22 protein-coding genes are annotated in these 24722 nt (G+C 50.0%); 16 read left to right on the plus strand and 6 right to left on the minus strand.

Translation table 11 applies throughout. The annotated features are described in order from the left end of the window. Positions 1-8: 8 nt before the first annotated feature. Entirely contained in the window at positions 9-743 is a 735-nt protein-coding gene (locus HCX92_RS06645) for a YebC/PmpR family DNA-binding transcriptional regulator (protein WP_169294150.1), read from the minus strand. Positions 744-857: 114 nt separating this feature from the next. On the opposite strand from HCX92_RS06645, the gene HCX92_RS06650 reads away from it, so the two are divergent. Then, positions 858-2348 carry a helicase HerA-like domain-containing protein gene (locus tag HCX92_RS06650; protein WP_169294151.1) on the plus strand — a complete coding sequence of 497 codons (1491 nt, stop codon included), beginning with the start codon at positions 858-860 and terminating at the stop codon, positions 2346-2348. A gap of 27 nt (positions 2349-2375) precedes the next feature. Here the strand turns inward: HCX92_RS06650 and HCX92_RS06655 are convergent, their stop codons facing one another. Further along, positions 2376-2858: a MarR family winged helix-turn-helix transcriptional regulator gene (locus HCX92_RS06655; protein WP_169294152.1), complete on the minus strand. Its 483-nt coding sequence runs from the start codon at positions 2856-2858 to the stop codon at positions 2376-2378. A 198-nt stretch (positions 2859-3056) separates the two neighbouring features. Between HCX92_RS06655 and HCX92_RS06660 the strand changes: the two genes are divergently transcribed. Together HCX92_RS06660 and HCX92_RS06665 are read left to right on the plus strand one after the other, a co-directional pair. Next, positions 3057-4043 (plus strand): quinone oxidoreductase, encoded by a 987-nt coding sequence (locus tag HCX92_RS06660; RefSeq protein WP_169294153.1) that lies wholly within the window; start codon positions 3057-3059, stop codon positions 4041-4043. Positions 4044-4106: 63 nt separating this feature from the next. Beyond that, positions 4107-5171 carry an aldo/keto reductase gene (locus tag HCX92_RS06665; protein ID WP_169294154.1) on the plus strand — a complete coding sequence of 355 codons (1065 nt, stop codon included), beginning with the start codon at positions 4107-4109 and terminating at the stop codon, positions 5169-5171. Here the strand turns inward: HCX92_RS06665 and HCX92_RS06670 are convergent. Further along, positions 5153-6163, minus strand: a complete 1011-nt coding sequence (locus tag HCX92_RS06670; protein WP_169294155.1) for a class 1 fructose-bisphosphatase — start codon at positions 6161-6163, stop codon at positions 5153-5155. The two genes, HCX92_RS06665 and HCX92_RS06670, sit on opposite strands and share 19 nt — an antisense overlap. Positions 6164-6183: 20 nt before the next feature. Further along, the gene (pepN, locus tag HCX92_RS06675; RefSeq protein ID WP_169294156.1) at positions 6184-8877 is read right to left on the minus strand and encodes an aminopeptidase N; all 2694 of its coding nucleotides are present in this window, start codon (positions 8875-8877) and stop codon (positions 6184-6186) included. A gap of 138 nt (positions 8878-9015) precedes the next feature. Here pepN and HCX92_RS06680 point away from each other — a divergent pair, with 138 nt between their 5' ends. From HCX92_RS06680 to HCX92_RS06720, 9 genes are all read left to right on the plus strand, one after another. After that, the gene (locus HCX92_RS06680; protein ID WP_169294157.1) at positions 9016-9672 is read left to right on the plus strand and encodes a DUF4136 domain-containing protein; all 657 of its coding nucleotides are present in this window, start codon (positions 9016-9018) and stop codon (positions 9670-9672) included. Next, positions 9659-11113, plus strand: coding sequence for a metalloprotease TldD (gene tldD / locus HCX92_RS06685; RefSeq protein ID WP_169294158.1), 1455 nt, complete (start codon positions 9659-9661; stop codon positions 11111-11113). Before HCX92_RS06680 ends, tldD begins: the two co-directional genes overlap by 14 nt. Positions 11114-11400: 287 nt before the next feature. Next, a complete protein-coding gene (gene aroG / locus HCX92_RS06690) occupies positions 11401-12474 on the plus strand; it encodes a 3-deoxy-7-phosphoheptulonate synthase AroG (protein ID WP_169294159.1) in 1074 nt (357 codons plus the stop codon). A gap of 175 nt (positions 12475-12649) precedes the next feature. Then, a complete protein-coding gene (locus tag HCX92_RS06695) occupies positions 12650-14137 on the plus strand; it encodes an FAD-linked oxidase C-terminal domain-containing protein (protein ID WP_169294160.1) in 1488 nt (495 codons plus the stop codon). Between the two features lie 4 nt (positions 14138-14141). Next, positions 14142-15242, plus strand: a complete 1101-nt coding sequence (gene glcE / locus HCX92_RS06700; protein WP_169294283.1) for a glycolate oxidase subunit GlcE — start codon at positions 14142-14144, stop codon at positions 15240-15242. A gap of 9 nt (positions 15243-15251) precedes the next feature. Next, positions 15252-16481: a glycolate oxidase subunit GlcF gene (glcF, locus tag HCX92_RS06705; protein ID WP_169294161.1), complete on the plus strand. Its 1230-nt coding sequence runs from the start codon at positions 15252-15254 to the stop codon at positions 16479-16481. 36 nt (positions 16482-16517) lie between these two features. Beyond that, positions 16518-17630, plus strand: a complete 1113-nt coding sequence (mnmA, locus tag HCX92_RS06710; RefSeq protein WP_169294162.1) for a tRNA 2-thiouridine(34) synthase MnmA — start codon at positions 16518-16520, stop codon at positions 17628-17630. Between the two features lie 24 nt (positions 17631-17654). Next, a complete protein-coding gene (gene purB / locus HCX92_RS06715) occupies positions 17655-19034 on the plus strand; it encodes an adenylosuccinate lyase (RefSeq protein ID WP_169294163.1) in 1380 nt (459 codons plus the stop codon). A gap of 193 nt (positions 19035-19227) precedes the next feature. Beyond that, complete coding sequence (locus HCX92_RS06720; RefSeq protein ID WP_169294164.1) at positions 19228-19674, plus strand: cytochrome c; 447 nt, start codon at positions 19228-19230, stop codon at positions 19672-19674. Positions 19675-19830: 156 nt separating this feature from the next. Here HCX92_RS06720 and HCX92_RS06725 read toward each other — a convergent pair whose 3' ends face one another. Then, a complete protein-coding gene (locus HCX92_RS06725; RefSeq protein ID WP_169294165.1) occupies positions 19831-20559 on the minus strand; it encodes a cytochrome b/b6 domain-containing protein in 729 nt (242 codons plus the stop codon). A gap of 163 nt (positions 20560-20722) precedes the next feature. Here HCX92_RS06725 and HCX92_RS06730 point away from each other — a divergent pair, with 163 nt between their 5' ends. From HCX92_RS06730 to HCX92_RS06745, 4 genes are all read left to right on the plus strand, one after another. Then, positions 20723-21307, plus strand: coding sequence for a carboxypeptidase regulatory-like domain-containing protein (locus HCX92_RS06730; protein WP_169294166.1), 585 nt, complete (start codon positions 20723-20725; stop codon positions 21305-21307). 110 nt (positions 21308-21417) lie between these two features. Beyond that, on the plus strand, positions 21418-21987 hold the full coding sequence (locus tag HCX92_RS06735) for a hypothetical protein (RefSeq protein ID WP_169294167.1): 570 nt from the start codon (positions 21418-21420) through the stop codon (positions 21985-21987). Positions 21988-22114: 127 nt separating this feature from the next. Then, complete coding sequence (locus tag HCX92_RS06740) at positions 22115-22591, plus strand: hypothetical protein (protein WP_169294168.1); 477 nt, start codon at positions 22115-22117, stop codon at positions 22589-22591. Between the two features lie 138 nt (positions 22592-22729). Then, a complete protein-coding gene (locus HCX92_RS06745) occupies positions 22730-24376 on the plus strand; it encodes an FMN-binding glutamate synthase family protein (protein ID WP_169294169.1) in 1647 nt (548 codons plus the stop codon). Positions 24377-24475: 99 nt separating this feature from the next. On the opposite strand, the gene HCX92_RS06750 is transcribed toward HCX92_RS06745, so the two are convergent. Next, on the minus strand, positions 24476-24722 hold a 247-nt coding region (locus tag HCX92_RS06750; RefSeq protein ID WP_371808398.1), incomplete at its 5' end, for a hypothetical protein.

Genomic DNA, 24722 nt, shown 5'->3' on the forward strand with positions numbered 1-24722 from the left:
TTTTCGCTTTATTCTTCTGTTTCATCAAAAACAGCGGTTGTATAAACTTCTTGTACGTCATCAAGACTTTCAAGCTGATCAAGGATTTTTTGCATTTTTTTGGCATCGTCACCCGTCAGCAGGGTTTCATTCAGGGGTTTCATGACAATGGCTTCCATTTCGGGTTTCAGCTCTGCCTCAATGAAAGCGTCACGCACCGCTGCATATTGTTCAGGCGCGCAAACCACTTCAATCATGCCATCTTCATCGGTCTGAATGTCATCGGCACCGGCTTCCAGGGCGACTCCCATGATTTTTTCTTCACTGGTGCCGGGCGCAAAAATGAATTGCCCGCAATGCTGGAACATGAATGCCACCGAGCCGTCCTGACCCAGGTTGCCACCGTGTTTGGTCAGGGCGTGGCGTACATCGGAGACGGTACGTACACGATTGTCGGTCATGCAGTCGATAATGAGTGCGGCCCCGCTGACGCCATATCCTTCATAGCGGATGGATTCGTAGTTGGCACCATCGGCACCACCTGCACCGCGGGTAATGGCGCGCTGAATGTTGTCTTTGGGCATATTGGCAGCGGTTGCTTTATCCCAAGCCAGTCGCAAGGCAGGATTGGCACTGGGATCTGGGCCGCCTGCACGTGCAGCAACGGTAATCTCACGAATGATTTTTGTCCATATTTTTCCGCGTTTGGCATCCTGGCGACCTTTTCGGTGCTGGATATTTGCCCATTTACTATGTCCGGCCATATCAATAACAATTAAAGTAAGTTAATCGAATCTAAGATTTTACCCCGAGTGCGACAAACTTTTATAGAATACGGTTAGATTTCCTAATGTTTTGCACTTGACAAAGGTTTATTTATGGCAGATCCCATCCTGATAGCGAAAAATGCAAAGGCAGATGTCTTTCTTTTGCCCAAGTTGGCCAACCGTCATGGTTGCATCACGGGCGCAACCGGAACCGGTAAAACCATTACGCTTCAGGTATTGGCGCAGGCTTTTTCCCGCATCGGCACCCCGGTCTTTCTGGCTGATGTGAAGGGAGATCTGACGGGTATTTCACAAGCGGGCACGGAAAGTCCCAAACTGCTTGAGCGCCTGGGAAAACTAGGTCTGCCGGTGCCGCAATGGGGTGGCTGCCCAACCGTTTTATGGGATGTGTTTGGCGAGCAGGGGCATCCGGTTCGTGCCACGGTATCCGATATGGGACCTTTATTGCTGTCACGCATGCTAAACCTGAATGATACGCAAACCGGTATCCTGAATCTGGTGTTCAAGGTGGCCGATGATGAAGGTCATCTTTTGCTGGATCTGAAGGACCTGCGGGCGATGCTGCAAAACGTCAACGACAGGGCCACCGAGCTCAGGCCGGTGTACGGTAATGTGTCTGCTGCTTCAGTGGGGGCAATTCTGCGCGCATTGCTGCAGCTGGAAACCCAGGGGGCAGACCGCTTTTTCGGTGAGCCCATGCTGGATATTCATGACCTGATGCGCTGTAATGCGCAAGGCCAGGGCATGGTGAATATCCTGGCGGCAGACAAGTTGATGCAGTCACCTAAATTGTACGCCGTGTTTTTGCTATGGTTATTGGCTGAAATTTATGAATCCTTGCCCGAAGTGGGGGATCCCGAACAGCCCCGGTTTGTGTTTTTCTTTGATGAGGCGCATTTGCTGTTTGATGACGCCCCCAAGGTTTTGCTTGAAAAAATTGAGCAAATCGTGCGTTTGGTGCGCTCAAAAGGAGTGGGGGTTTATTTTGTTACCCAGAATCCGGCCGATATTCCCGATTCTGTGTTGGGCCAACTGGGTAACCGGATTCAGCATGCGTTGCGGGCTTTTACGCCACGCGACCAGAAAGCGGTCAAAACGGCGGCTGACACCATGAGGCCCAACCCTGAGCTGGATATTGCCCGTGATATTACCGAATTGGGCGTGGGTGAGGCGTTGGTTTCCTGTCTGGACGCCAAGGGTAGCCCTGGCGTTACACAGCGCGCCTGGATATTGCCACCGGCCAGCCGGATGGGGCCGGCAACCGATGCAGAGCGCCAGCTTATTCGCAATTTGTCGGGTTTTGCCGGCAAATACGATACCTTAATTGACAGGGAGTCGGCGTTTGAAGTGCTGACTCGTCGGGCTGAAGAAAAAAATGCCCAGGCCGCTGCTCGGGCCCAACCCGAAGATGAAGGTATTTGGGGGGCGGTCAAGGAAATGATGATTGGCTCAACCGGACCGCGTGGCGGACGCAAGGATGGTGTGATCCAGCAAGTGGCTAAGGGGATGGTCAGGGATACGGCCAGGAAAATGCTGCGGGGTGTGCTGGGTTCCTTAATTGGCAAAAGCGGTAAACGCTAGTTGTATCCGCGCGGACATAAGGCCGCTTCAGTCATTCATGCCATTTTCCTGAATGGATTTCAGGATATTCGGATTGGCATTCAATAGCATACGGGTTAACAGACTTTTCAGCAGCTCCACTTCCTGTTCCGTGAAACCTTGCAGATGATGGTTTAAAGCCTGGGCAACGGAGGGTAGCAGTTTTTCATTGACCTGTTTGCCTTTTTCGGTCAGTGTCAGCTTGATGACCCGGCGATCCTGCTCGCTGCGCTGGCGGGTCAGGAAACCCTTGGCTTCCAGTCTGTCAAGCGTGCGTGTCATGGCGCCGGTATCCACTTCAGCAATGCGGGCCACACAGGCGGGGGTATCCGCCTTGCTAAGGCCGATAATCGCAATAGGGTGCCATTGCGTGGCAGTCAGGCCTAACGGTGCCATGTTTTTTTCAATCATGTCATGAATGGAAAAATGCACCAGACGGATCAGATATCCAATGTTTTCCTGACCACGGGGAACGTCTTCAGGTTTGATCATGAAGGTTTTTTCCGGTTGGGATGGGGATATTTTTTTGCTGTTCATTATCTTTATAAATATATTTATTTGCTTAGGCAAATACTGTCAAAGTATACTATTTTTTTATCGACTGTTGTTGATATGGATTGAATAATTGTTTTTATTAATTATCATTCTAGTAAAGTATTTATTAATCATTAATCATAAGTGGAGTTAAACGTGGGTATCACATCAAAAGCCATTCAAATTGAGACACATGGTGGTCCTGAGGTCATGAAACTGGTCACGCTTGAGGTTTCCCTGCCGGCGGATAACGAAGTGCAGATCCGGCAAAAAGCGATCGGGCTGAATTTCATTGATATTTATTTCCGTACCGGCCTGTATGCCAGCCCGTTGCCGCATGGACTGGGGTTTGAGGCTTCTGGTGTCGTTGAGGCGGTGGGTAAAAATGTTGCCCACCTGAAAGTGGGAGACCGTGTTGCGTACGGCCAGAGTCCACTGGGTGCTTACGCTGAGGTACGCAATGTGCCCGGCCATCAGGTGGTGAAAATACCTGATGGCATTTCTTTTGAAGAAGCGGCTGCCGTTATGCTCAAGGGTTTGACGGTGCAGTATCTGTTCAGGCAGACCTACCGCCTGCAAGAGGGTGAAACCATTTTGTTGCATGCAGCGGCCGGTGGTGTCGGCTTGATTGCCTGCCAGTGGGCCAAGGCCTTGGGGGTCAAGTTGATTGGTACTGTGTCCAGCCCCGAAAAAGCGGCCATTGCCAGAGCTCATGGTGCCTGGGCAACCATTAATTACACGAATGAAAATGTGGTTGAGCGTGTGCTGGAATTAACCAATGGCAGGAAAGTACCGGTGGTTTACGATGGAGTGGGCAAAGATACCTGGGAAATTTCCCTTGACTGCTTGCAGCCTCGTGGCCTGATGGTGAGTTATGGTAATGCATCGGGTCCGGTGACCGGGGTTAACCTGGGCGTGTTGGCGACCAAAGGTTCTTTGTATGTGACCCGTCCAAGCCTGGGTGCTCATGTGGACACTTTAGAGAAAATGCAGGCCGCTGCTGGTGAGTTGTTCCAAATGATCACCAGCAAGAAAATCAAGGTGCAAATTGACCAGCGTTTTCCCTTGGAAGAAGTGGCCGATGCCCATATTGCATTGGCTTCACGCAAAACCACGGGTGCCACGATATTGACGCTGGATTGATTGTTCATGTTTTTGTGAAATTTAATTTTTAATTTTTGAAATTTAAAGGAAGGGGCAGGTTAAATGCAGAAGGTTCAGCTGGGAATAAGCGATTTAATGGTGACGGATGTTTGTCTGGGAACCATGACATTTGGTGAGCAGGTGGATGAGAAAACTGCATTTGACATCCTTGACCGGGCGGTAGGGCAGGGGATCAATTTTCTTGATACCGCCGAAATGTATTCGGTGCCCACCCGCAAAGAAACGTATGGGGCGACGGAAACCATTCTGGGTAATTGGTTTGGACGTGGTTCGGTGTCCCGTTCGGACATCGTGCTGGCGACCAAGGTGGCTGGCCCTTCCAGGGGTACGCCCTGGATTCGGGAAGGGGCAGGTCTGACTGGCCAGGATATTATTGCTTCTTGCGAAGGCAGCCTCAAGCGCCTGAAAACCGATTATATTGACCTTTACCAGATACACTGGCCCGAGCGCCATGTACCGGCATTTGGTCGACGTTATTTTGATCCCGATAAAAAGCATGAGCCGTTTACAACGATAGAAGAACAATTGCAGGCCCTGAATACGCTGGTGAAGGCAGGTAAGGTACGTTATATTGGCCTGTCCAATGAAACGCCTTATGGCGTGTCCGAGTTTATCCGTCTGGCCGAGCAGATGGGCTTGCCTCGTGTGGCGACCATACAAAATCCGTATTGTCTGTTGAACCGTGCCTATGAAAACGGGCTTGATGAAATGTGTTATCGCCATAAGGTGTCTTTGCTGGCGTATTCACCATTGGGTTATGGTTTGCTTACCGGCAAATATGACCAGACCGGTACGACCGGGCCGGACGCGCCAGCTGAAGCACGCATTACCCGTTATGAGTCCGTGCAAAAACAGCGTTGGGGAAGAGCGGCCTGCCTGGAGGCAGCCAGGGCCTATAATGCGTTTGCCCGTGAGCTGGGCTTAAGTCCGGTTCAGCTGGCCCTGGGATTTTGCAACAGTAAATGGCAGGTGGACAGCACCATTATCGGGGTGCGGACATTGGAACAGCTTGATGAGAATATCAGCGCCATGCAAACCCGCCTTGATGCTGATGTGCTGGCGCAGCTCGACGAGCTGCGCCAGAAGCATTACGATCCTGCGCAGTAAGAGCGCACGCGTTCCACTTCGTTTTTAGACCCCAATACCACGCCAACCCGCTGGTGCAGTTGGGTTGGCTGGATGTCCATAATGCGATTGACCGAGTCGGTGGCCATGCCTCCGGCTTGCTCAACAATAAAGCTCATGGGGTTGGCTTCGTACATCAGGCGTAATTTGCCCGGTTTGTTGGGCTCACGTGAGTCCCATGGGTACATGAAAATGCCGCCACGGCTTAAAATGCGGTGTACATCGGCCACCATGGAAGCCACCCAGCGCATGTTATAGTCTTTGCCCAGCGGGCCGGTTTTACCTGCCAGACAATCTTCGATGTACTGGCGAACCGGTGGTGCCCAGTGGCGCATGTTTGACATGTTAATGGCAAACTCTTTGGTGTCTGCCGGAATCTGGATGTTTTCGTTGGTGAGCATCCATGTACCGGTTTCACGGTCAAGGGTAAAGCCAACCACACCGTTGCCCAAGGTAATGACCAGCATGGTTTGAGGCCCGTAAACGGCGTAGCCGGCCGCTACCTGCTGGGTGCCTGGTTGAAGGAAGTCATCTTCGGTAATTTCGCGGCCAGCAGATTCGGCAGGTGCTTTCAGGATAGAGAAAATAGTACCAATAGAGACGTTCACGTCAATGTTGGAAGAGCCATCAAGGGGGTCAAACAGCAGCAGGTATTCGCCTTTGGGGTAGCGGTTGGGGATTTTATGGATGGTTTCCATTTCTTCCGAAGCCATGGCGGCCAGCTGGCCGCCCCATTCGTTGGCCTCAAGCAGGATTTCATTGGACATGACGTCCAGTTTTTTCTGGACTTCGCCCTGGATGTTTTCAGACTCCAGGCTTCCCAATACACCACCCAGGCTGCCTTTGCCAACGGCGTGCCCAATGCTTTTACAGGCACGGGCAACCACTTCGATAAGCAGGCGCACTTCCGCCTGCAATGCTTTGTTCTGGCGTTGTTGTTCTACCAGATATTGTGTCAGAGTCTTAAATTTCATTCTTGCAGATTCCTCAGGTTTCAGATATTCAATGCTTTGGATACGATTTCAAATACGTTTTTAGACAGGCCGGGATGCGCTTCCACACGTTTAAGGGCCTGCTGCATGCCGTCTTTCAGGGCAGGTGCATATCGGGACCAGTTGTCCATGACGCGGGCCAGACGGGCGGCAATTTCAGGGTTGATATTGTCAAGGGCAATGACCTGGTCAGCCCAGAATGCATAGCCCGAACCATCGCTCTTGTGCAGTCCTTCGGTGTTGTTGATGCAAAACTGGAAGATCAGGGAGCGTGCACGGTTGGGATTGCGCAGGTTGAACGCCGGGTGTGCCATCAGACCCAGGATGGTTTGTGCGGTGGTGTGGCGGGCATTGGCCTGCAGGGCGAACCATTTGTCGACGACCAGCGGGTCGTGTTGCCACTGTTCATAAAACTGGGCCAGGGCTTGATCACGCTCATCGCCTTCATAATGGCTGACCAGCGCGGAAAGTGCGCCAATGCGGTCAGTCATGTTGCCGGCATTCTGGTATTGCGCAAAGGCGGCCTGGATGGCTGGCGGGCTCTGGATAGACAGTAAATAGGCGAGCGCCAGGTTTTTCAGGCTGCGACGGCCTGCGCTGATGGCATCGGGGCTGTAAGGGCCGGGAGTTTCATTTTGGCTGAGTGTTTGCTGCCACAAGTCCAGCAGGCCATTGGCCAGTTCCTCACGGACAAAATCGCGAGCCTTGGCAATGGCCACGGGTTCAATCGGTGTCATGCGCTCGGCAAGCACTTTTTCCGAAGGCAGGGTCAGTAACCAGGCGCGATAACCGGCATCCAGGTTCGGGTCAGTCAGGTTGGTTTTCCAGACTTGCAGCAGGGCGGGGTCCAGTTCCGGCTGTTTGTCCTGCGCCAGGCGGGCGGCAATGCGCAGCAACTCATTTGAGCTAAGTGCCTGCACGGCCTCCCAGCGTGCGAAAGGATTGCTGTCATGAGCGCATAAAATCGCCAGATCTTCTTGATTCCAGGGATATTCCACAATGACCGGCGCCGAAAAATCGCGCAGTAATGAGGGAATTGGCCGTTCGGGAATCCGGTCAAAGTGCCAGGTCTGGCTTTCTTCTTTCAGTTCAAGCAAGACTGTGGTTTGCGGCTGCCCTTCAAACTCCAGCGTGAACGGTTGGCCCGACTGGCTGATAAAGCCCATGGCAAAGGGAATGTGGAAGGGTTGTTTGACAAAACCCTTTTGCAGTTTTTCAACCCCAACCGGTACGCAGCTTTGTGTCAGGGTAATTGAACAACGTTGTTGCGCCTGGTCATAGTTGAGCTCAACCTTTACGCGGGGGGTGCCGGCCTGTGAATACCAGTTCCTGAACAGGGCCAGGTCTTTACCCGGGTTGCGTTGGGTATAAACCGATTCCATGACATTGATGAAGTCATCACAGGTGACGGCCTGGCCGTCATGACGGCGGAAGTATTCGTCCATGCCGGCACGAAAACCTTCTTCTCCCAGCAGGGTGTGCTGCATGCGAATGACTTCCGCGCCTTTTTCGTAAATGGTAGCGGTGTAGAAGTTGGCAATTTCCTGATAACTTTCGGGGCGAATGGGGTGAGCCATGGGGCCGGCGTCTTCAGGGAACTGGGCGGTTCTTAAACGGGTTACATCGTCAATACGCTTGATGGCACGGGCACTGGCTGCTGCAGAGGCATCCAGGTTTCTGGCCATCATGTCAGCGGAAAATTCCTGATCCCGGAAAACCGTGAGCCCTTCTTTCAGGCTGAGCTGGAACCAGTCGCGGCAAGTAATGCGGTTGCCGGTCCAGTTATGAAAGTATTCGTGACCAATGACCGACTCGATGCCTTCATAATTGGCATCGGTGGCGGTATCGGGGTCGGCCAGGACATAGGCGGCATTGAAAATATTCAGTCCTTTGTTTTCCATGGCGCCCATATTGAAGTCGCGCACAGCCACAATCATGAAGCGGTCAAGGTCCAGCTCAAGACCAAAGCGCGTTTCATCCCACTTCATGGCGTTTTCAAGGGATTCAAGGGCCCATTCGGTTTGCTGTCCCGAGCCTTTGTCGCTATACACCTGCAACAGGACTTCACGGCCGCTTTGGGTGGTGGCGTGCTTTTCACGAATGTCAAAGTCGCCGGCAACCAGGGCAAACAGATAGCTGGGTTTGCGAAACGGGTCTTCCCAGGTGGCCTGGTGGCGTCCGTCGGGCAGGTCGGTGCTGGCGCACAGGTTGCCATTGGACAGCAGATAGGGGTAACGGGCCTTGTCGGCACAAATGGTGACGGTGTAGATGCTCATGACATCGGGCCGGTCCGGGAAAAAGGTAATACGCCGGAAACCTTCTGCTTCACACTGGGTGAAAAAACTGTTACCCGAGACATACAGGCCCATCAGGGTGCTGTTTTCCTGCGGGTTGCACTCGGACACGATACGGAGTTCGAATTGTCCCTGCAAGGCAGGTATTACCAGGGTTTGTTCGTTCAGTGAGTACTGGTGTTCACCCAGTGCTTTACCGTTAATCGAAACGGAAATCAGACGGATGTCTTCCCCGTCCAGGACCAGGTCGGCCGGCCTGTTTTCTTTGCTGTTGATTGCAAGGGTGCTGGTGATGCGGGTGGCTGTTTCGTGAAGATCGAAATGCAATGCAACAGTTGTAATGTTGAAAGGGTATTCACGATAGTCGTGACGGTGTATGGTGGTGGGTGTATTTGACGGCATGGCAATAAATATTATCCTCATTAACGCGACTAATTATAGATGTTTTAAATGCTTTAAAATAATAATCATCGCTTGTGTGTCACAATGCATCATATGCCCAGTCAATGGGAATTAATCGTAACCCCAGAGCTCTGTATCATGAATACTGTCTTTTCAAAGCCAAGTCTGCGCATTTTTCTGACTGCCGCTTTCGTGCTGTTGTTGACAGCGTGTTCAACGACCCAGCGATTCACAACCCAGATGACTTCTTTCCAACAGTGGCCGGCCAATGCTCAAGGGCAGCTTTACCGTTTCAATACCCAGGCAGGGCAAAATCTTGAACAGTCCACTTATGAAAATCTGTTGCGCAATCAGATGTGGAAGACAGGACTGGTCGAGGCCGTTGGCAAGCAAAAAGCCCGTTTCGAGGTTTCTTTTGAGTATGGCGTGCAAAACCGTCAGCAAATGGTGCGGGAAAACGACCCGTTTTATGATCCGTTTTTCTATCCCACGTTTAATTTTGGTTGGGGGTGGGGGTATCATCAGCCCTTTTATAGCGGTATCGGTTTTGCCATGGCGCCGCAGTACCGTTATGTGCAGGCCAGTTATAATCGATACCAGTTGCACGTTTCCATCCGTGACTTGAACAACAGTGGTACTGAGGTTTATCAGGCCACTGTCTTGGCCGACTCCAATAAAGCCAGCCTGACACAGGTAATGCCCTTTCTGACCGCGTCTGTTTTTGACGGGTTTCCCGGCAAAAACGGGCAGGTGCGTAAAATAAATTTTGACATTGAGAAAAATGAACCTAATTGATTCCGATATGCTAAGCCTGTCAACCGCCAAATCACTTTTGCTTGATCCCTGGGGTCTTCATGAGGGGCATCTGGCCAGTGCCTTGGGTGAAATTTTCACTCATAAGGTTGATTATGCCGATCTGTATTTCCAATACACGCGCAGCGAGAGCTGGAGCCTCGAGGAAAGTATTGTCAAAACCGGCAGTTTTTCCATTTCACAAGGCGTGGGGGTCCGTGCCGTTTCAGGAGAAAAAACCGCTTTTGCGTATTCCGACGTGCTTTCCCCCGAGACCTTGCTGTCTTCAGCCAAAACCGTCAAAACCATTGCACGGCAGGGAGCAGGAAAAACCAAGGTACTGGCGGGTGAAAACCGTCCTCATGATTTGTACCAAGGGGTTGATCCGTTGGCCAGCCTGTCGGCCACCGACAAGGTCAGCCTGCTGGAGCGGATTGAAAAAATGGCCCGTGCCAAAGATCCGCATGTCATCCAGGTCATGGCCGGACTGGGTGCAGAGTACGATGTCGTGCTGATTGCCGGCAGTGATGGGCGTCTGGTGGCTGATGTGCGTCCTTTGGTACGCCTGTCCCTGACGGTCCTGGCAGAACGCAACGGTCGCCGTGAAATGGGGCATGCCGGTGGTGGTGGGCGTTTGGGATTGAATTATTTTTCAGACGATTTGATGCAGTCTTATGTCGACAAGGCCGTTCATGAGGCGCTGACCAATCTTGAAGCCCGTCCGGCACCTGCTGGCGAGATGACGGTTGTGTTGGGCTCGGGCTGGCCGGGTATTTTATTGCATGAAGCAGTGGGGCATGGCCTTGAAGGAGACTTCAATCGCAAAGGCTCCAGCGTGTTTTCTGGCCGGATTGGCGAACGGGTGGCCTCCAAGGGGGTAACAGTGATTGATGACGGCACCATCCAGGATCGTCGTGGTTCGCTCAATGTGGATGATGAAGGCAATCCCACCCAGCGCAACGTGTTGATTGAAGATGGCATTTTGCGCGGTTACATGCAGGACTCCCTGAATGCCCGTTTAATGAAAACCCCGGTGACAGGTAACGGCCGCCGCGAGTCATTCGCTCATTTGCCTATGCCACGCATGACCAATACCTTCATGCTGGCAGGCAAGGAAGATCCGCAGGAAATTATTTCATCGGTGAAAAACGGCCTGTATGCGGTTAATTTTGGTGGTGGGCAGGTGGACATTACCAGTGGGAAGTTCGTTTTCTCCACCTCCGAGGCTTATTTGATCAAAAATGGCAAAATCAGCCATCCTGTCAAAGGGGCTACTTTAATTGGCAATGGGCCTGATGCCATGAACAAGGTATCCATGATTGGTAATGACCTTTCGCTTGATTCAGGTGTGGGCACTTGTGGTAAGGAAGGTCAAAGCGTGCCGGTCGGTGTCGGTATGCCCACCATTCGTATGGATGGTCTGACGGTTGGCGGTACGGCCTGAGCTTTTATGTGATTGTGGTGCATTAAGAACATCTTTCGATTATTTTTATTGCATTGCGGCAAAACAGCTTATTTTTAAAAAAAGCTGTGCTAGGATATAAACATCATGAAACATTTGTCTGTGTCTTTTTATTTCTTTTATTTTAGTTTTTCAAAGCCTTGGGCGGAGAGAAGGACACAGCTTACGCAGTAAAAATAGCCAAATCCCCAAAAAGCCGCCAGAGAACCTGGCGGCTTTTTGTATATATAACGCCATAAACGCAAGCATTCAAAAAACTGGAGTTAACCGTGTCATACAATACAGATGATTTACGCATTCGAGAAATTAAAGAATTAAGTCCTCCATCCCACCTGATGCGCGAGTTCCCGTGTACCACCAAAATTTCAAATGTGGTCCATGAGGCACGTGATGCCGTCCATAAAATCATTCATGGTGAAGATGACCGTATGGTTGTGGTGATTGGCCCCTGTTCAATTCATGACCCCAAGGCGGCACTGGAGTATGTAAAACGCCTGAAAGCGGAACGGGAGCGTTTTAAAGGTGAGCTTGAAATCATCATGCGTGTTTACTTTGAGAAACCGCGTACAACCGTAGGTTGGAAAGGTCTCATCAATGACCCGGGGCTTGATGGCAGTTTCAATATTAACAAGGGTCTGCGTCTTGCCCGTCAATTGTTGCTGGCTGTTAATGATGAAGGTGTGCCGGCCGGTTGCGAGTTTCTGGATATGATCACACCGCAATACATTGCCGACCTGGTTTCATGGGGGGCTATTGGTGCCCGTACTACCGAAAGCCAGGTGCACCGTGAGTTGGCTTCCGGTCTTTCCTGTCCTGTTGGTTTCAAGAACGGCACCGATGGCAATATCAAGATCGCCATTGATGCCATCAAGGCGGCATCCCAGCCACATCATTTTCTGTCAGTTACCAAAGGCGGCCATTCCGCTATTGTGTCAACGCTTGGCAATGAAGATTGTCACCTGATTTTACGGGGTGGCAAAGCCCCCAACTATGATGCCCAAAGTATCAATGAATCTTCGGAGCAGTTGGCCAAGGCCGGTTTGTCAGCCAAAATCATGATTGATGCCAGCCATGCCAACAGTAACAAAAAACCGGAAAACCAGCCTATGGTCATGGATGATGTTGCACGGCAAATGGAAACCGGTGACCAGCGTATTTTTGGCGTTATGATTGAAAGTAATCTGGTTGGCGGACGTCAGGATCTGGTTGAAGGACAGGAGCTGGTGTATGGACAAAGCATTACTGATGGCTGCATTGACTGGGACACTTCAGTCAAGGTGCTGGAGCGTTTGGCACAGGCAGTCAAGGTGCGTCGAGCCATTGCCGCGGAAAGTGAAAACTAAAGCCGGCAATATGAGACCAATACGGGCCAAATTCTTTTGGCCCGTATTGGTCTGAAATCCCGCATCCCGGTTTCTGGCTATTAGGGTTATTTCGGTATGTCATCCCCTTATGCAGATGGGTATACTTGAATGAAATATAACAAGCAGACAATGATCTGGAATAAGGGGCAGGGACATGAGGGCACAACGGCAACCGGTAACAGGATTGAATGATTTTTCAGCTTTGATTGCCGAACTCAAGAAGGGGGTGCCATCGCATTGTGTTTTAAGCCGTCCTGAAGAGAAAAAACCTTTCGAATGTGATGGCCTGACCCTGTTCAAGGAAATGCCGGCCATTGTCGTTTTGCCCGAAAACGAAGAACAAATTATCCATGTCCTGAAAACCTGCAAGAAACATGCCGTGCCAGTGGTTCCCCGAGGAGCGGGAACCGGTTTGTCGGGTGGGGCAACACCGCATTCACAAGGTGTTTTGCTGGGTGTGTCAAAACTGAATAAAATTCGCCATATAGACCCTGTTGCCGCTATTGCCGTGGTAGAGCCAGGCGTACGGAACCTGGCTATTTCAGAAGCCGTTGCCCAATATGGGTTGTATTATGCGCCCGATCCCTCCAGTCAGATTGCCTGTTCCATCGGTGGCAATATTGCCGAAAATGCAGGGGGGGTGCATTGTCTAAAATACGGGCTTACCGTGCACAATGTCATGCGGGTTCGCATGATTACCATAGACGGTGATATTGTTGAGCTTGGTTCTGCAGCTCCGGATTCTCCCGGTTTGAATCTGTTGTCGGTTTTTGTCGGTTCAGAAGGCATGCTGGGTATTGTGACCGAAGCAACGGTCAAACTCATTCCCAAACCCGAGGCGGCAACGGTCATCATGGCCAGCTTTGATTCGGTCAAGGCGGCCGGTGATGCGGTCAGGGACATTATTGCGGCAGGCATCATTCCGGCTGGCCTGGAAATGATGGATCAACGGGCCACGCAAATGGTTGAGCCCTTTGTGAAAGCGGGTTATGACCTGGACGCCCAGGCCATTCTTTTGTGTGAATCAGATGGGGCGCCCCAGGAAGTGGAAGATGAAATCCAGCGCATGACGGCTGTTTTTGAAAAGGCGGGGGCCGTGCGTTTGCAGGTATCGGCCAATGAGCAGGAACGCCTGCTATTTTGGGCTGGTCGCAAAAATGCTTTTCCGGCTGCCGGACGGGTTTCTCCCGACTATTATTGTATGGATGGCACGATTCCCCGCAAGCAAATCGCCAACGTATTAACGCAAATGGCCGATATGGAACGCAAATACGGCTTGCGTTGCGCCAATGTGTTTCACGCCGGTGATGGCAACCTGCATCCACTTATCCTGTTTGACGCGAATGATCCTGATGAGGTTCGCCGTGCCGAGGATTTTGGTGCCGAGATTCTTGAGTTGTGTATCAAGGTGGGTGGTACGGTAACGGGCGAACATGGTGTCGGGTTGGAGAAAATCAACCAGATGTGCTCCCAGTTTACCCGTGATGAACTGGATGCTTTTATGGCCATAAAATGCGCCTTTGATCCGGAAGAATTACTGAATCCGACCAAACAGATCCCAACCCTGAACCGTTGTGCCGAATATGGAAAAATGCATGTTCATGCCGGTCAAATCAAGTTTCCTGAATTAGAGCGATTTTAGAATGATGTCATTTGTTTTGAATGAACTAAGTGAGCAGGTGGTTGCTGCCGCTGCCTCACACAAGCGCGTGCTGGTAAAAGGCGGTGGGAGCAAGGGTTTCTATGGAAATCCAGAGACCACTACAACGGAAAATGTGATTTCGCTGGATGTGACGGCCTATAAAGGAGTGATCGAATATGAGCCATCAGAGTTGGTCATGACAGCCGCATGCGGTACACCTTTGCATGAAATTGAAAAACTGCTCGAGGAGCAGAGCCAGATGCTGCCCTGGGAGCCTCCACATTTTGGGCCGCAGGCAACGATAGGGGGGGCCATTGCCACCGGGTTGGCCGGCCCCCGACGGATGGCGGCAGGTGCCACTTCCGATTTTGTACTGGGCGTCCGGATGTTGAATGCCGAAGGGCGGTTATTGCGTTTTGGCGGACAGGTCATGAAAAATGTGGCGGGGTATGATATGTCAAGACTGTTGGTGGGCTCTTTAGGCATATTTGGGCCACTCATGGAAATATCTTTCAAGGTCTTGCCCAAGCCGTTACATGAGAAAACACTCAGGCATGCTTGCACGATTAACCAGGCCATGGATCTTTTTCGTCATGTCCATGCCCGTTCATTGTGTATCAGTGCCAGCTCATGGGTGCCCGAGAATGGAAAAAACGGACATATGTATCTGCGGTTGTCTGGTTCCGGGGTTGCTGTTGCCCAGGCCAAAACCCAATTGCCGGGTGATGAGTTGGCCGATGAAGACGCCCGTGCTTTCTGGCTTTCATTACGTGAGCAGTCACATCCGTTTTTCAATAACACCACAATTTGGCGGGTTTGTGTTCCTCCTTTGGCTGGCAAAATGAATGAATCCATCCCGCTTGTGGAGTGGGGGGGTGGCCAACGCTGGTTACGCCAGGTTCAGGATATCAGGCATATCAGGCATAATGCCCAGCAATTGGGGGGACATGCCACCCTGTTTCGTTATCCCGGGCCCGATGCCATTCCTGCTGATGGCGTTTTTCACCCGTTCAGGACCCATATCGAGGGTATTACCAGGCGCCTTAAAACCGCTCTTGATCCTCGAGGCATCTTTAACCCAGATCGTTTAATTAAAAACCTGTGAGCCAAGCGCATGCAAACCAATTTAGCACAATGGGCCAAGGATAGCCCTGACGGTAAGGTCATTGACGAAATCCTGCGTAAGTGTGTGCATTGCGGATTTTGTCAGGCAACCTGTCCCAGTTACCAGATTCTGGGCGATGAGCTGGATAGCCCAAGGGGGCGGATTTACCTGATCAAGGAAATGGTTGAAGGGCAGGAACCTACCGCCGTTTCGCAAACCCATCTTGACCGCTGCCTGACTTGCCATAATTGTGAAACCACCTGTCCGTCGGGTGTCGAGTATGGCAAGTTGCTGGACATTGGCCGTGAACTGGTGGACGAAAAAGTCAAGCGTGGTTTTGCGGATCAGCTCAAACGCAAAGTGTTGGCCAAAGGACTGAATTCAACGCTTTTTGGCTTATCCGTACGTGTCGGGCGTCGTTTTCGCTCTGTTCTGCCTGAGCGGCTGGCAGGCAAATTGCCAGAGGCCCGTGAAGCAGGCCGGCGTCCCGCAGGCAGGCATGCACGCAAGGTTTTGCTTCCCATGGGCTGTGTCCAGCCTGACCTAATGCCTTCCATTGATGCTGCCAGCATTCGGGTTCTGGATGCGGTGGGTATTTCCGCCTGTGAATTGCCGGCCAGGACGTGTTGCGGGGCGGTTAATTTTCATTTGGGTGAAACCGATTCCTCACTGCAGCAGATGCGACACAATCTGGATACCTGGGTCCCCTTGTTGGAAGCTGGAACAATCGAGGCTGTTGTCATGAATGCATCGGGTTGTGGTGCTTTTGTGAAAGAGTATCCGTTTCATTTGAGGCATGATCCTGTCTATCTGGAAAAGGCCAATTATCTGGTTGATCATGTCAAGGATCTGGCCGAGATTCTGGCGCCACATGCGGCCGAGCTTGCTAACCGCTTACTCAATAAATTGCCTAATCCCGTTGCTTTTCATCCTCCGTGTACTTTGCAACACTGGCAGGGGTTGCGGCCACTTACCGAAAAAATGCTGACTGAAATGGGTTTCAAACTGACGGCTTTCGGAGAGTCCAATCTGTGTTGCGGTGCCGCTGGCACTTATTCTTTGTTGCATCCTGAGATTGCCTTGCCATTGCGTGACCGCAAGCTGGCCGAGATAGACAGCGCCGGGCAGGTGAATATGATTATTACCGCTAATATGGGTTGCATGTCCCATTTGCAAAGCGGCAGTGTCAAACCGGTCAGACACTGGATTGAAGTAGTTGATGAGGTATTAAGTACTTAGGCCCTAAAATAATAATTCATCACGTAAAATAGCGGGATGAATCAGAAATCATCAAAACCACGCGTTGTTATTGGCATGTCCGGAGGGGTCGACTCCTCGGTCAGTGCCTGGCTGCTTAAGCAGCAAGGCTATGATGTTGTTGGTCTTTTCATGAAAAACTGGGAAGACGATGACGACTCCGAATATTGCTCATCCCGCCAGGACTGGCTTGACGCGGCCAGTGTCGCCGATCTGGTTGGGGTCGATATAGAAGCGGTCAATTTTTCGGCTGAGTATAAAGATCGGGTTTTCTCGGAATTCCTGCGCGAATATTCGGCCGGCCGTACCCCTAATCCCGATGTGCTTTGCAATGCCGAAATCAAATTCAAGGCGTTTTTAGACCATGCCATGCAACTGGGTGCTGAATATATTGCCACCGGGCATTATGCGCGGGTGCGATCAGTTCAAGAGAACGGCCAAACGCAGTTTCAGCTTCTCAAGGGCCTGGACCCTGCCAAAGACCAAAGTTACTTTCTGCATCGCCTGAATCAGGCACAGTTGTCCAAGGCCATCTTTCCCCTGGGTGAACTGGAAAAACAGGAAGTGCGGCATATTGCCCATGAATTGAAATTGCCCAATGCAGCCAAAAAGGACTCCACCGGTATCTGTTTTATCGGAGAGCGGCCTTTTCGTGAATTCCTGAACCGTTATTTGCCAACCCAGCCTGGCCCGATTCTGACCGATGATGGGCAGGAAATAGGTAAACACTATGGTCTTGCCTTCTATACGCTTGGGCAACGCAAGGGTCTGGGTATTGGCGGTGTCAAGGGTCGCCAGCAGGCGGATGGCACGGCCGAGGCCTGGTATGTGGCGCGCAAGGATCTGGCCAATAATATCCTTTATGTCGTTGCCGGACACGACCATCCTTGGCTGCTCTCTTCTGAGTTGCATGCCGAAGATCTCAGCTGGGTAGCCGGACATGCACCCGAGCCGGGTATGTATGGTGCAAAAACCCGTTACCGCCAGGCAGATGCTCCCTGTCGCCTGGTTGACAGCAGTCAGGCACGCCTGACTTTATCGTTTGAACAGCCACAATGGGCAGTCACTCCCGGGCAATCAGCCGTTCTTTATGATGGCGATGTCTGTCTTGGTGGCGGCATTATTTATTAATTTTTTATTTTTATTTTTCTTACTATGAAAATTGCAGATCAACTCAGTACGCTCAATGCACTGTCTCCGTTAGACGGCCGTTATGCCTCACGTGGCACTGCCTTGCGTGAATATCTGTCCGAAGCCGGTTTCATGGCTCACCGTGTCGAGGTCGAGGTATCCTGGTTAATTGCCCTGTCAGATGCCGGCTTGCCGGAGCTGGCTCCTTTTTCGGAACAGGCCAGACAAAAACTGGGTAATCTGGTTGAGAACTTTACTGAAGCCGATGCCGAGCGCATTAAAGAGATTGAGCGAACCACCAACCATGATGTCAAGGCGGTTGAGTATTTCCTGAAAGAAAAAGTGGCGGATGACCAAGAGCTGGCCAAAGCAGCTGAATTCATTCACTTTGCCTGTACTTCCGAAGATATCAACAATACTTCACATGCCCTCATGCTTAGTCGCGTGCGTGCCAATGTTATCCTGCCGCGTTTGAATGACGTGCTGGCTGAACTGGTCCGTTATGCCAATCTGTTTGCCGATCAGCCCTTGTTGTCCAGGACACACGGCCAGCCCGCCAGCCCAAGCACCATGGGTAAAGAATTCGCCAACGTTGCTGCACGCCTGAAAAATGCCATTGCTGCGATAGCCGCTGTAGAGCCATTGGCAAAACTCAATGGCGCAACGGGCAATTACAATGCGCATTTATCCGCTTATCCTGAAATCAATTGGCCAGCACTTGCCAAAAATGTCCTGAATAAACTGGGCCTGACCCAAAACGAGTATACGATTCAAATCGAACCACATGACTGGATGTCCGCCCTGTTTGATGCCATTGCTCGTGCCAACACAATTCTTCTGGATCTGAATCGTGATATTTGGGGCTACATTGCCTTGGGATACTTCAAGCAGCGTCTTAAAGAAGGTGAGGTGGGTTCTTCCACCATGCCGCATAAAGTCAATCCCATTGATTTTGAAAACTCTGAAGGCAATATTGGTCTGGCTAACGCTGTCTTGCGCCACCTGTCAGAAAAACTGCCGGTTTCACGCTGGCAACGAGACCTGACCGACTCTACTGTCTTGCGTAATCTGGGTGTGGCACTGGGCTATTGTATGGTGGCATGGGATTCCTGCCTGAAGGGTCTGGGTAAGCTGGAACTTAATGCCGCGGCCATTGATGCCGATATTGATGCCTGCTGGGAAGTATTGGCCGAGCCTGTGCAAACCGTCATGCGTCGTTATGGCTTGCCACAACCCTATGAGCAGTTGAAGGCGCTTACCCGTGGACGTGGCATTACCCAGGATGCGTTGCGCGAGTTTATTGCCCAGCTTGATTTGCCCGCAGAACCCAAGCAGCGCCTGCTGGATATGACACCTCGTTCATATATTGGCCTGGCTGCCGAGTTGGCCCGTAAAGTGGCCTAAGCGCATATGGTTTTAGGCATATTGGGGTTAAATGTTAAAAGTAAACCAATAAATTGACTCCCTGTCTTAATAAAAACAATGCAAGGTATCTATCGTGCATTGTTTTTATTTTGGTTTAGGGAGTTTGTAATTGTTTTGAAATATATTTCGGGCTACTATTTGTAATAAATATTACACAGCAAGGAGTAAATGAATGAAAAAGAAAATTACGGTTTTGGCCTTGGCCTGTACCGCCTTTATTTCGGCTGCGGCCAATGCGCAGTTTGCTAAACCTGAAGATGGCATCGATTATCGTCAGTCAGCCAAAGTGCTGCTTGCTTCTCATTTTGGCAGAATGGTACCTGTTATTAAAGGTGAAGTCCCTTACGATGCAGAAGCCATTAAAGAAAATGTGGCTATCCTGAATACTTTGGCTGCGTTGCCCTGGGTTGCTTTCGGTCCCGGTTTTGAGGGCGGTGATGCCAAGCCTGAGGTATGGTCAGATGCCAAGGGTTTTGAAGAAAAACGTGAAAATTTCAAGGTTGCCATTCAGAACCTGTCTGCAGCGGCCGACAGCTCTGACCTGAACAAGCTGAAAGCGGCTTTTGGCAAAGCGGGTCAAAGCTGTAAATCCTGCCACGATGCTTATCGTAAAGACTAGGCATGTTTAAGCAAGCAGCTTAAAGGCTGTTTGCTGCTAACCCGATTAAAAGATTTCATGGTTATATGATCTTTTAATTTAGGCACAAAAAAACCGGATTTTTATCCGGTTTTTTTGTGCCTTTGAACCCAATGAAATTTTTGGACAATAGCATTCTTAATAGAAAGAGCCGCTGCTGCTGGCACCAAGTGTGCTGATCCAGTAAACGAAGCCAGACGTGATGAGCAGGGTAATAAAGCCCATTATGCGAATGCGCAGATTGTCCGAGGCACTTTTTATGTTTTGAGACGCCTGCGACGGGATTTGGGTTGTACCTGAAACCATGGTTGCCACCAGATTCTGTTTTTTGAAAATCCGGTAATAAATAATGGCCAGTATATGCAGGGCAAATAAAATGATCATGACAGGCTCATTGCTGCGATGCAGGGAGCTCATGGTTTTGCTGAAGGCCGAATTCAAATGGGCCAGAGGACCTTCGGTAAAAATATCGTCGGTGGTGAAAAGGCCACTAAATGCCTGAAAGCCGAAAACCGCCAGCAGGGCAATGACTGACAAGGCACCAATCGGGTTATGCCCTGGCGATTGATAAGCACCTTTCAGGTATTGGGCAATAATGGCGGGCCCTTTAAGGAATTGGGAGAAGCGGGCATAATACGAGCCTGTAAAACCCCAAATGATGCGGAATAAAATCAAACTGAGTACACAATAACCAAATTTTAAATGCCAATCAATCCACATAATGCCACTGTTGGCTATCCAGCCTTCAGTAGTACCTGCCGCTTTAATGGTAAAAAAGGCAGCGATGACACAGAAAGCCAGGGCCCAATGAAAAAAACGGGTGGGTAAATCCCATACATGAACGATTTGTTGATTTTTTTGATGCATATTGTTAAATATTTAAGTTTCCAAAAACAAATTGCAGTGTTAGCATGGTGGCAATAACTGCTTGATATTATATAACTTGGTTGATTTTCTTTAGCTGTTTGATATTTTACATATATTACATAAAGAAAATGTTGGCTTCATGACGATGGTAATAGTATAGCCCATGAATTTTTCCATACATTTTGCTGGTAAGCATTTGCTTCGGTTTATTGTGCCCGCTGCGGCACTGGTGTTGGCAGGGTGTTCATCAAGCCCTGTGAAAAAAGATCGCTTCCTGGAGCATGCGCCCAGAAAACAGGTCCAGCGGGTGGCCTATAACGGCAGTCCTGACGTGGCGGCCACCCAGGCAAAAACCATGCTGGTGGGACAGGTTCACATTCATGATAGAGTCAATGGCGGAGTCCGAACCGGTGCCTATCTGGATGTTGTCCTGAATCCGGTCTCAGCGGCAAGCAATCAGTGGTACCAGGAGGTGTGTCGCGCAGGCAAGGTTTTAAACGGTCAGCCAGATCAGCGGTATGTCCGTAATGCTTTTCAGGCAAAAACCAATGATTACGGGCAGTTTGTATTTACAAATGTGCCGGTTGGAGAATATTACCTGACTTCGCGCCTGTATTGGATAGACACCAAGCCCATGAGCGGGCCGGTTGAGTACGGTGGTCTGTTATCCAAAAAAATCAGTCTGGTTGCGGGTACCAATGCGTTTGATCTGAATGATACAGACAAGTGTCACGGCTATTTCCATTAATGCATGGTTTACGATAAATTAATGTTTTTTAACAAAAAAAATCAATTGAACAGAATATAATTGGAAGATAATTATTTTTTTCTGAATATTGTTTTTTTGAAAGGTCTTTTATGAAATTAGTTAAGGTATTAGGACTGACGGTTTTATCCGTTGCGTTGACCGGTTGCAGTTTGTTTGGTTCAAAAGAGGCTTCCAGTGCCAATAACACCGAGGCAGCTGTTGCCAAGCCGGTTGCCACCAATACTGCCAGAGCGGTCAATAAAACAGGTAGCGGCGATATTGAAATTTATGTGGGTTCAATTACAAAATCCGCTGCCCAAAAAGGTAAAAACGGTAAGACGCTTGAACTGGACAATGTGGTTGTCAAGTCTGGCGATCAAACCTACTACACTTCCGGCGTTTTGTTAAGCAAGACCGATGTGAAGGCCGCTTTTGTCGCTAAAGCCAAAGACAAACCAGCCTTGGCCCTGCGCCTTACGCCCGCTGGTGCAACCAAGCTGAAATCTGCCATCAGCGATAAATCAAACTTGCATAAAACCGTTTTGGCCAGTATGGATAAATCGGTCTTTTCAACCATGTCGGCCTCTGAAGCCGAACTGCAGGACGGAGTGTTGCTGATCCCCATGCTGACATTGCTTAATGCCAGGGATACGGCAGACTTGATCAGGGCGCAAAAATAAACAAATGTCTTCAAATTTTAGGGTTCTTGACATTTTCGACCAATAATCCATCTTGTATTTTTAGGATGCATGTGTTGTAATTTGCGTATGACAGACGAATAATTGCTTTAACTAATAAGGAATTTACATGAAAATCTCGCGCAAACTTGGTTTGGTTATTTTACCGCTTGCTGTGGCGTTGGCAGGATGTGAAACGGTTAAAAAGCCCGAAACGACAGAAGCCGCGGCACCGGTTAAGGCCGCCAGCGTAGATGTATACACTGCTTCAGATAAGGTAATTAAAGGCTTTCGTCCTTTCCAGCTTAGCGAGCAGCAAACCATTTATGTCAGTCCAACACCGGTGATTACCCGAGACAATCTCACAACCATTAACCATGTGCGTGACAATCAGGGTCGTACCTTCATCAAACTGGGTTTGAATCCGGCGGGTGTTGATGCATTATCCAAAGTCGACAAACAGTACGGATATGCAACGACTATTGGTGGTCAGCTGGCTTCCATTACCGGGGTCAAACAAGGTTCAGACTTCCTTTTCATGGTGCGTGATGACGCAACGGCAGATGCCATCATGAAAGCGGTTGTTCCCCAGCAGGCTGCAAAATAATGACTCTGTTAAATTAGCCATTTTTTCTGGCTAGAATCAGTAAAACCTTGTGTTATCAAGCACAAGGTTTTTTTTTAAGGTGCGGGTTTGATTTAGGTCAGTTTGGGTTCAACCCCACGATATGGATAGGTGTGTTAAATGACCAAGTTGCTGTTTTCCCGGTATGCAGTTTTGCTGGCTGTTTTTCTGGCCTCTGTGTTGGGTTTATATATGTTCGCCAATTATGGGGCTGGTTGGCTTATTTTATTTGTTCCTGCCTTTCTGCTAAGTCTTCTCGGGGTTTATGATTTACTGCAAACCCGTCACTCAATCAGGCGTAATTACCCGGTTATCGGAAATCTGCGTTTTTTGCTGGAGTCCATCCGGCCTGAAATCAGGCAATATTTCCTGGAAAATGACAACGATAACTTGCCATTTTCCCGTGCCCAGCGTTCTATTGTTTATCAGCGAGCCAAGCAGCAAATCGACAAAAGGCCGTTTGGAACCATTGAAAATGTGTATGCTGATGGCTATGAGTGGGTCAATCATTCGATGCAGCCTTCCCATATTGAGAATACCGATTTCAAGGTCAGGGTCGGTGGCACGCAATGCACGCAGCCTTACGATATGTCGGTATTCAATATTTCAGCCATGAGTTTCGGGGCGTTGTCCGCCAATGCGATCAGGGCGCTTAACAGTGGTGCTGCCAAAGGAGGGTTCGCCCATGATACTGGTGAGGGTGGTATTAGTACTTACCACCTGGAGCATGGTGGAGATCTGGTGTGGAATATTGGTTCGGGGTATTTTGGCTGCCGTGATGCCAAGGGTCATTTTTCTGAAGCAGAATTTGAAAAGCGGGCTAATCTGCCTAATGTAAAAATGATTGAGCTCAAATTATCACAGGGTGCCAAGCCTGGCCAGGGTGGGATATTACCGGGACCGAAGGTTACCCGGGAAATTGCCGATGCCCGTGGGGTGCCTGTGGGTGTGGATTGCAATTCACCGGCAGCGCATAGCGCTTTCAGTACCCCTGTCGAGTTAATGCATTTTATCCAGCGATTGCGTCATCTGGCCAATGGCAAGCCGGTTGGATTCAAATTGTGCATTGGGCATCCCTGGGAGTGGTTTGCAATTGCCAAAGCCATGCTGAAAACGGGTATCACCCCCGATTTTATTGTGGTTGATGGTGCGGAAGGTGGAACGGGGGCTGCGCCCGTCGAGTTTTCCGATCATATGGGGGTACCCATGAAGGAAGGTTTGCGCCTGGTGCATAATACCTTGGTGGGTATTGGTTTGCGTAACCAGATTAGAATTGGTGCGGCCGGAAAAATAATTTCGGGCTTTGATGTGCTAAGAACGTTGGCCTTGGGGGCCGATTGGTGCAACAGCGCCAGGGGCTTTATGTTTGCCATTGGTTGTATCCAGGCCCAGGCCTGTCATACGGGACGCTGTCCAACCGGTGTGGCCACACAGGACCCCATCAGGCAAAAAGCCCTGGTGGTGGACGACAAATCTGAGCGGGTTAAAAATTTTCATCACAATACTTTGCTGGCTTTAGCTGAATTGATGGAGGCGGCTGGCCTTACGCATCCGCAGCAACTATGTGCTTATCACGTGGTAAAACGAATTTCAAGTAACGAGGTTAAATTGTTATCGGCGCTTTACCCCGAGTTGGAAGAGGGTGATTTGCTGAAAGAAAAATACCGCAATAAAATTTTTGAACTAGCCTGGCCGTTGGCCCAGGCCGAGTCCTTTGCACCGCTTTATTCCGTGGCATCTGTGGTGGGGCAGGCCTATCGAGATTGATCTTGAGATAAAAAAAATTTTGAAGCAAAAAATACCCGGGTAAATCTTCCGGGTATTTTTTGTGTAACACAGGTATTACTGCGTTATTGCGTTATTGTCTTATTGTCCTTTCTCAATGCTTTGGCATTGTTGCAGGAAGTTGTTTAAAAATTGTGTTTTGGGCACAATTTTGTCAGAAGGTGAGTTCCATAAGGTATTTGCAAACTCAATAAATGAACCGACCTGCTCATCGGGAATGCTATTGTCATTACTAATGAAGTCATTGGCTTCTTCTTGTGATTTGCCAGCGTTTTTCAGGTCATAGAGTTTGCCGATAATCGCAACACTGGCCTGACAGGTAAAGCTG

The organism is Advenella sp. EE-W14, assembly GCF_012923605.1.
In the GTDB taxonomy this organism is placed as follows: Bacteria; Pseudomonadota; Gammaproteobacteria; order Burkholderiales; family Burkholderiaceae_B; genus Advenella; species Advenella alkanexedens.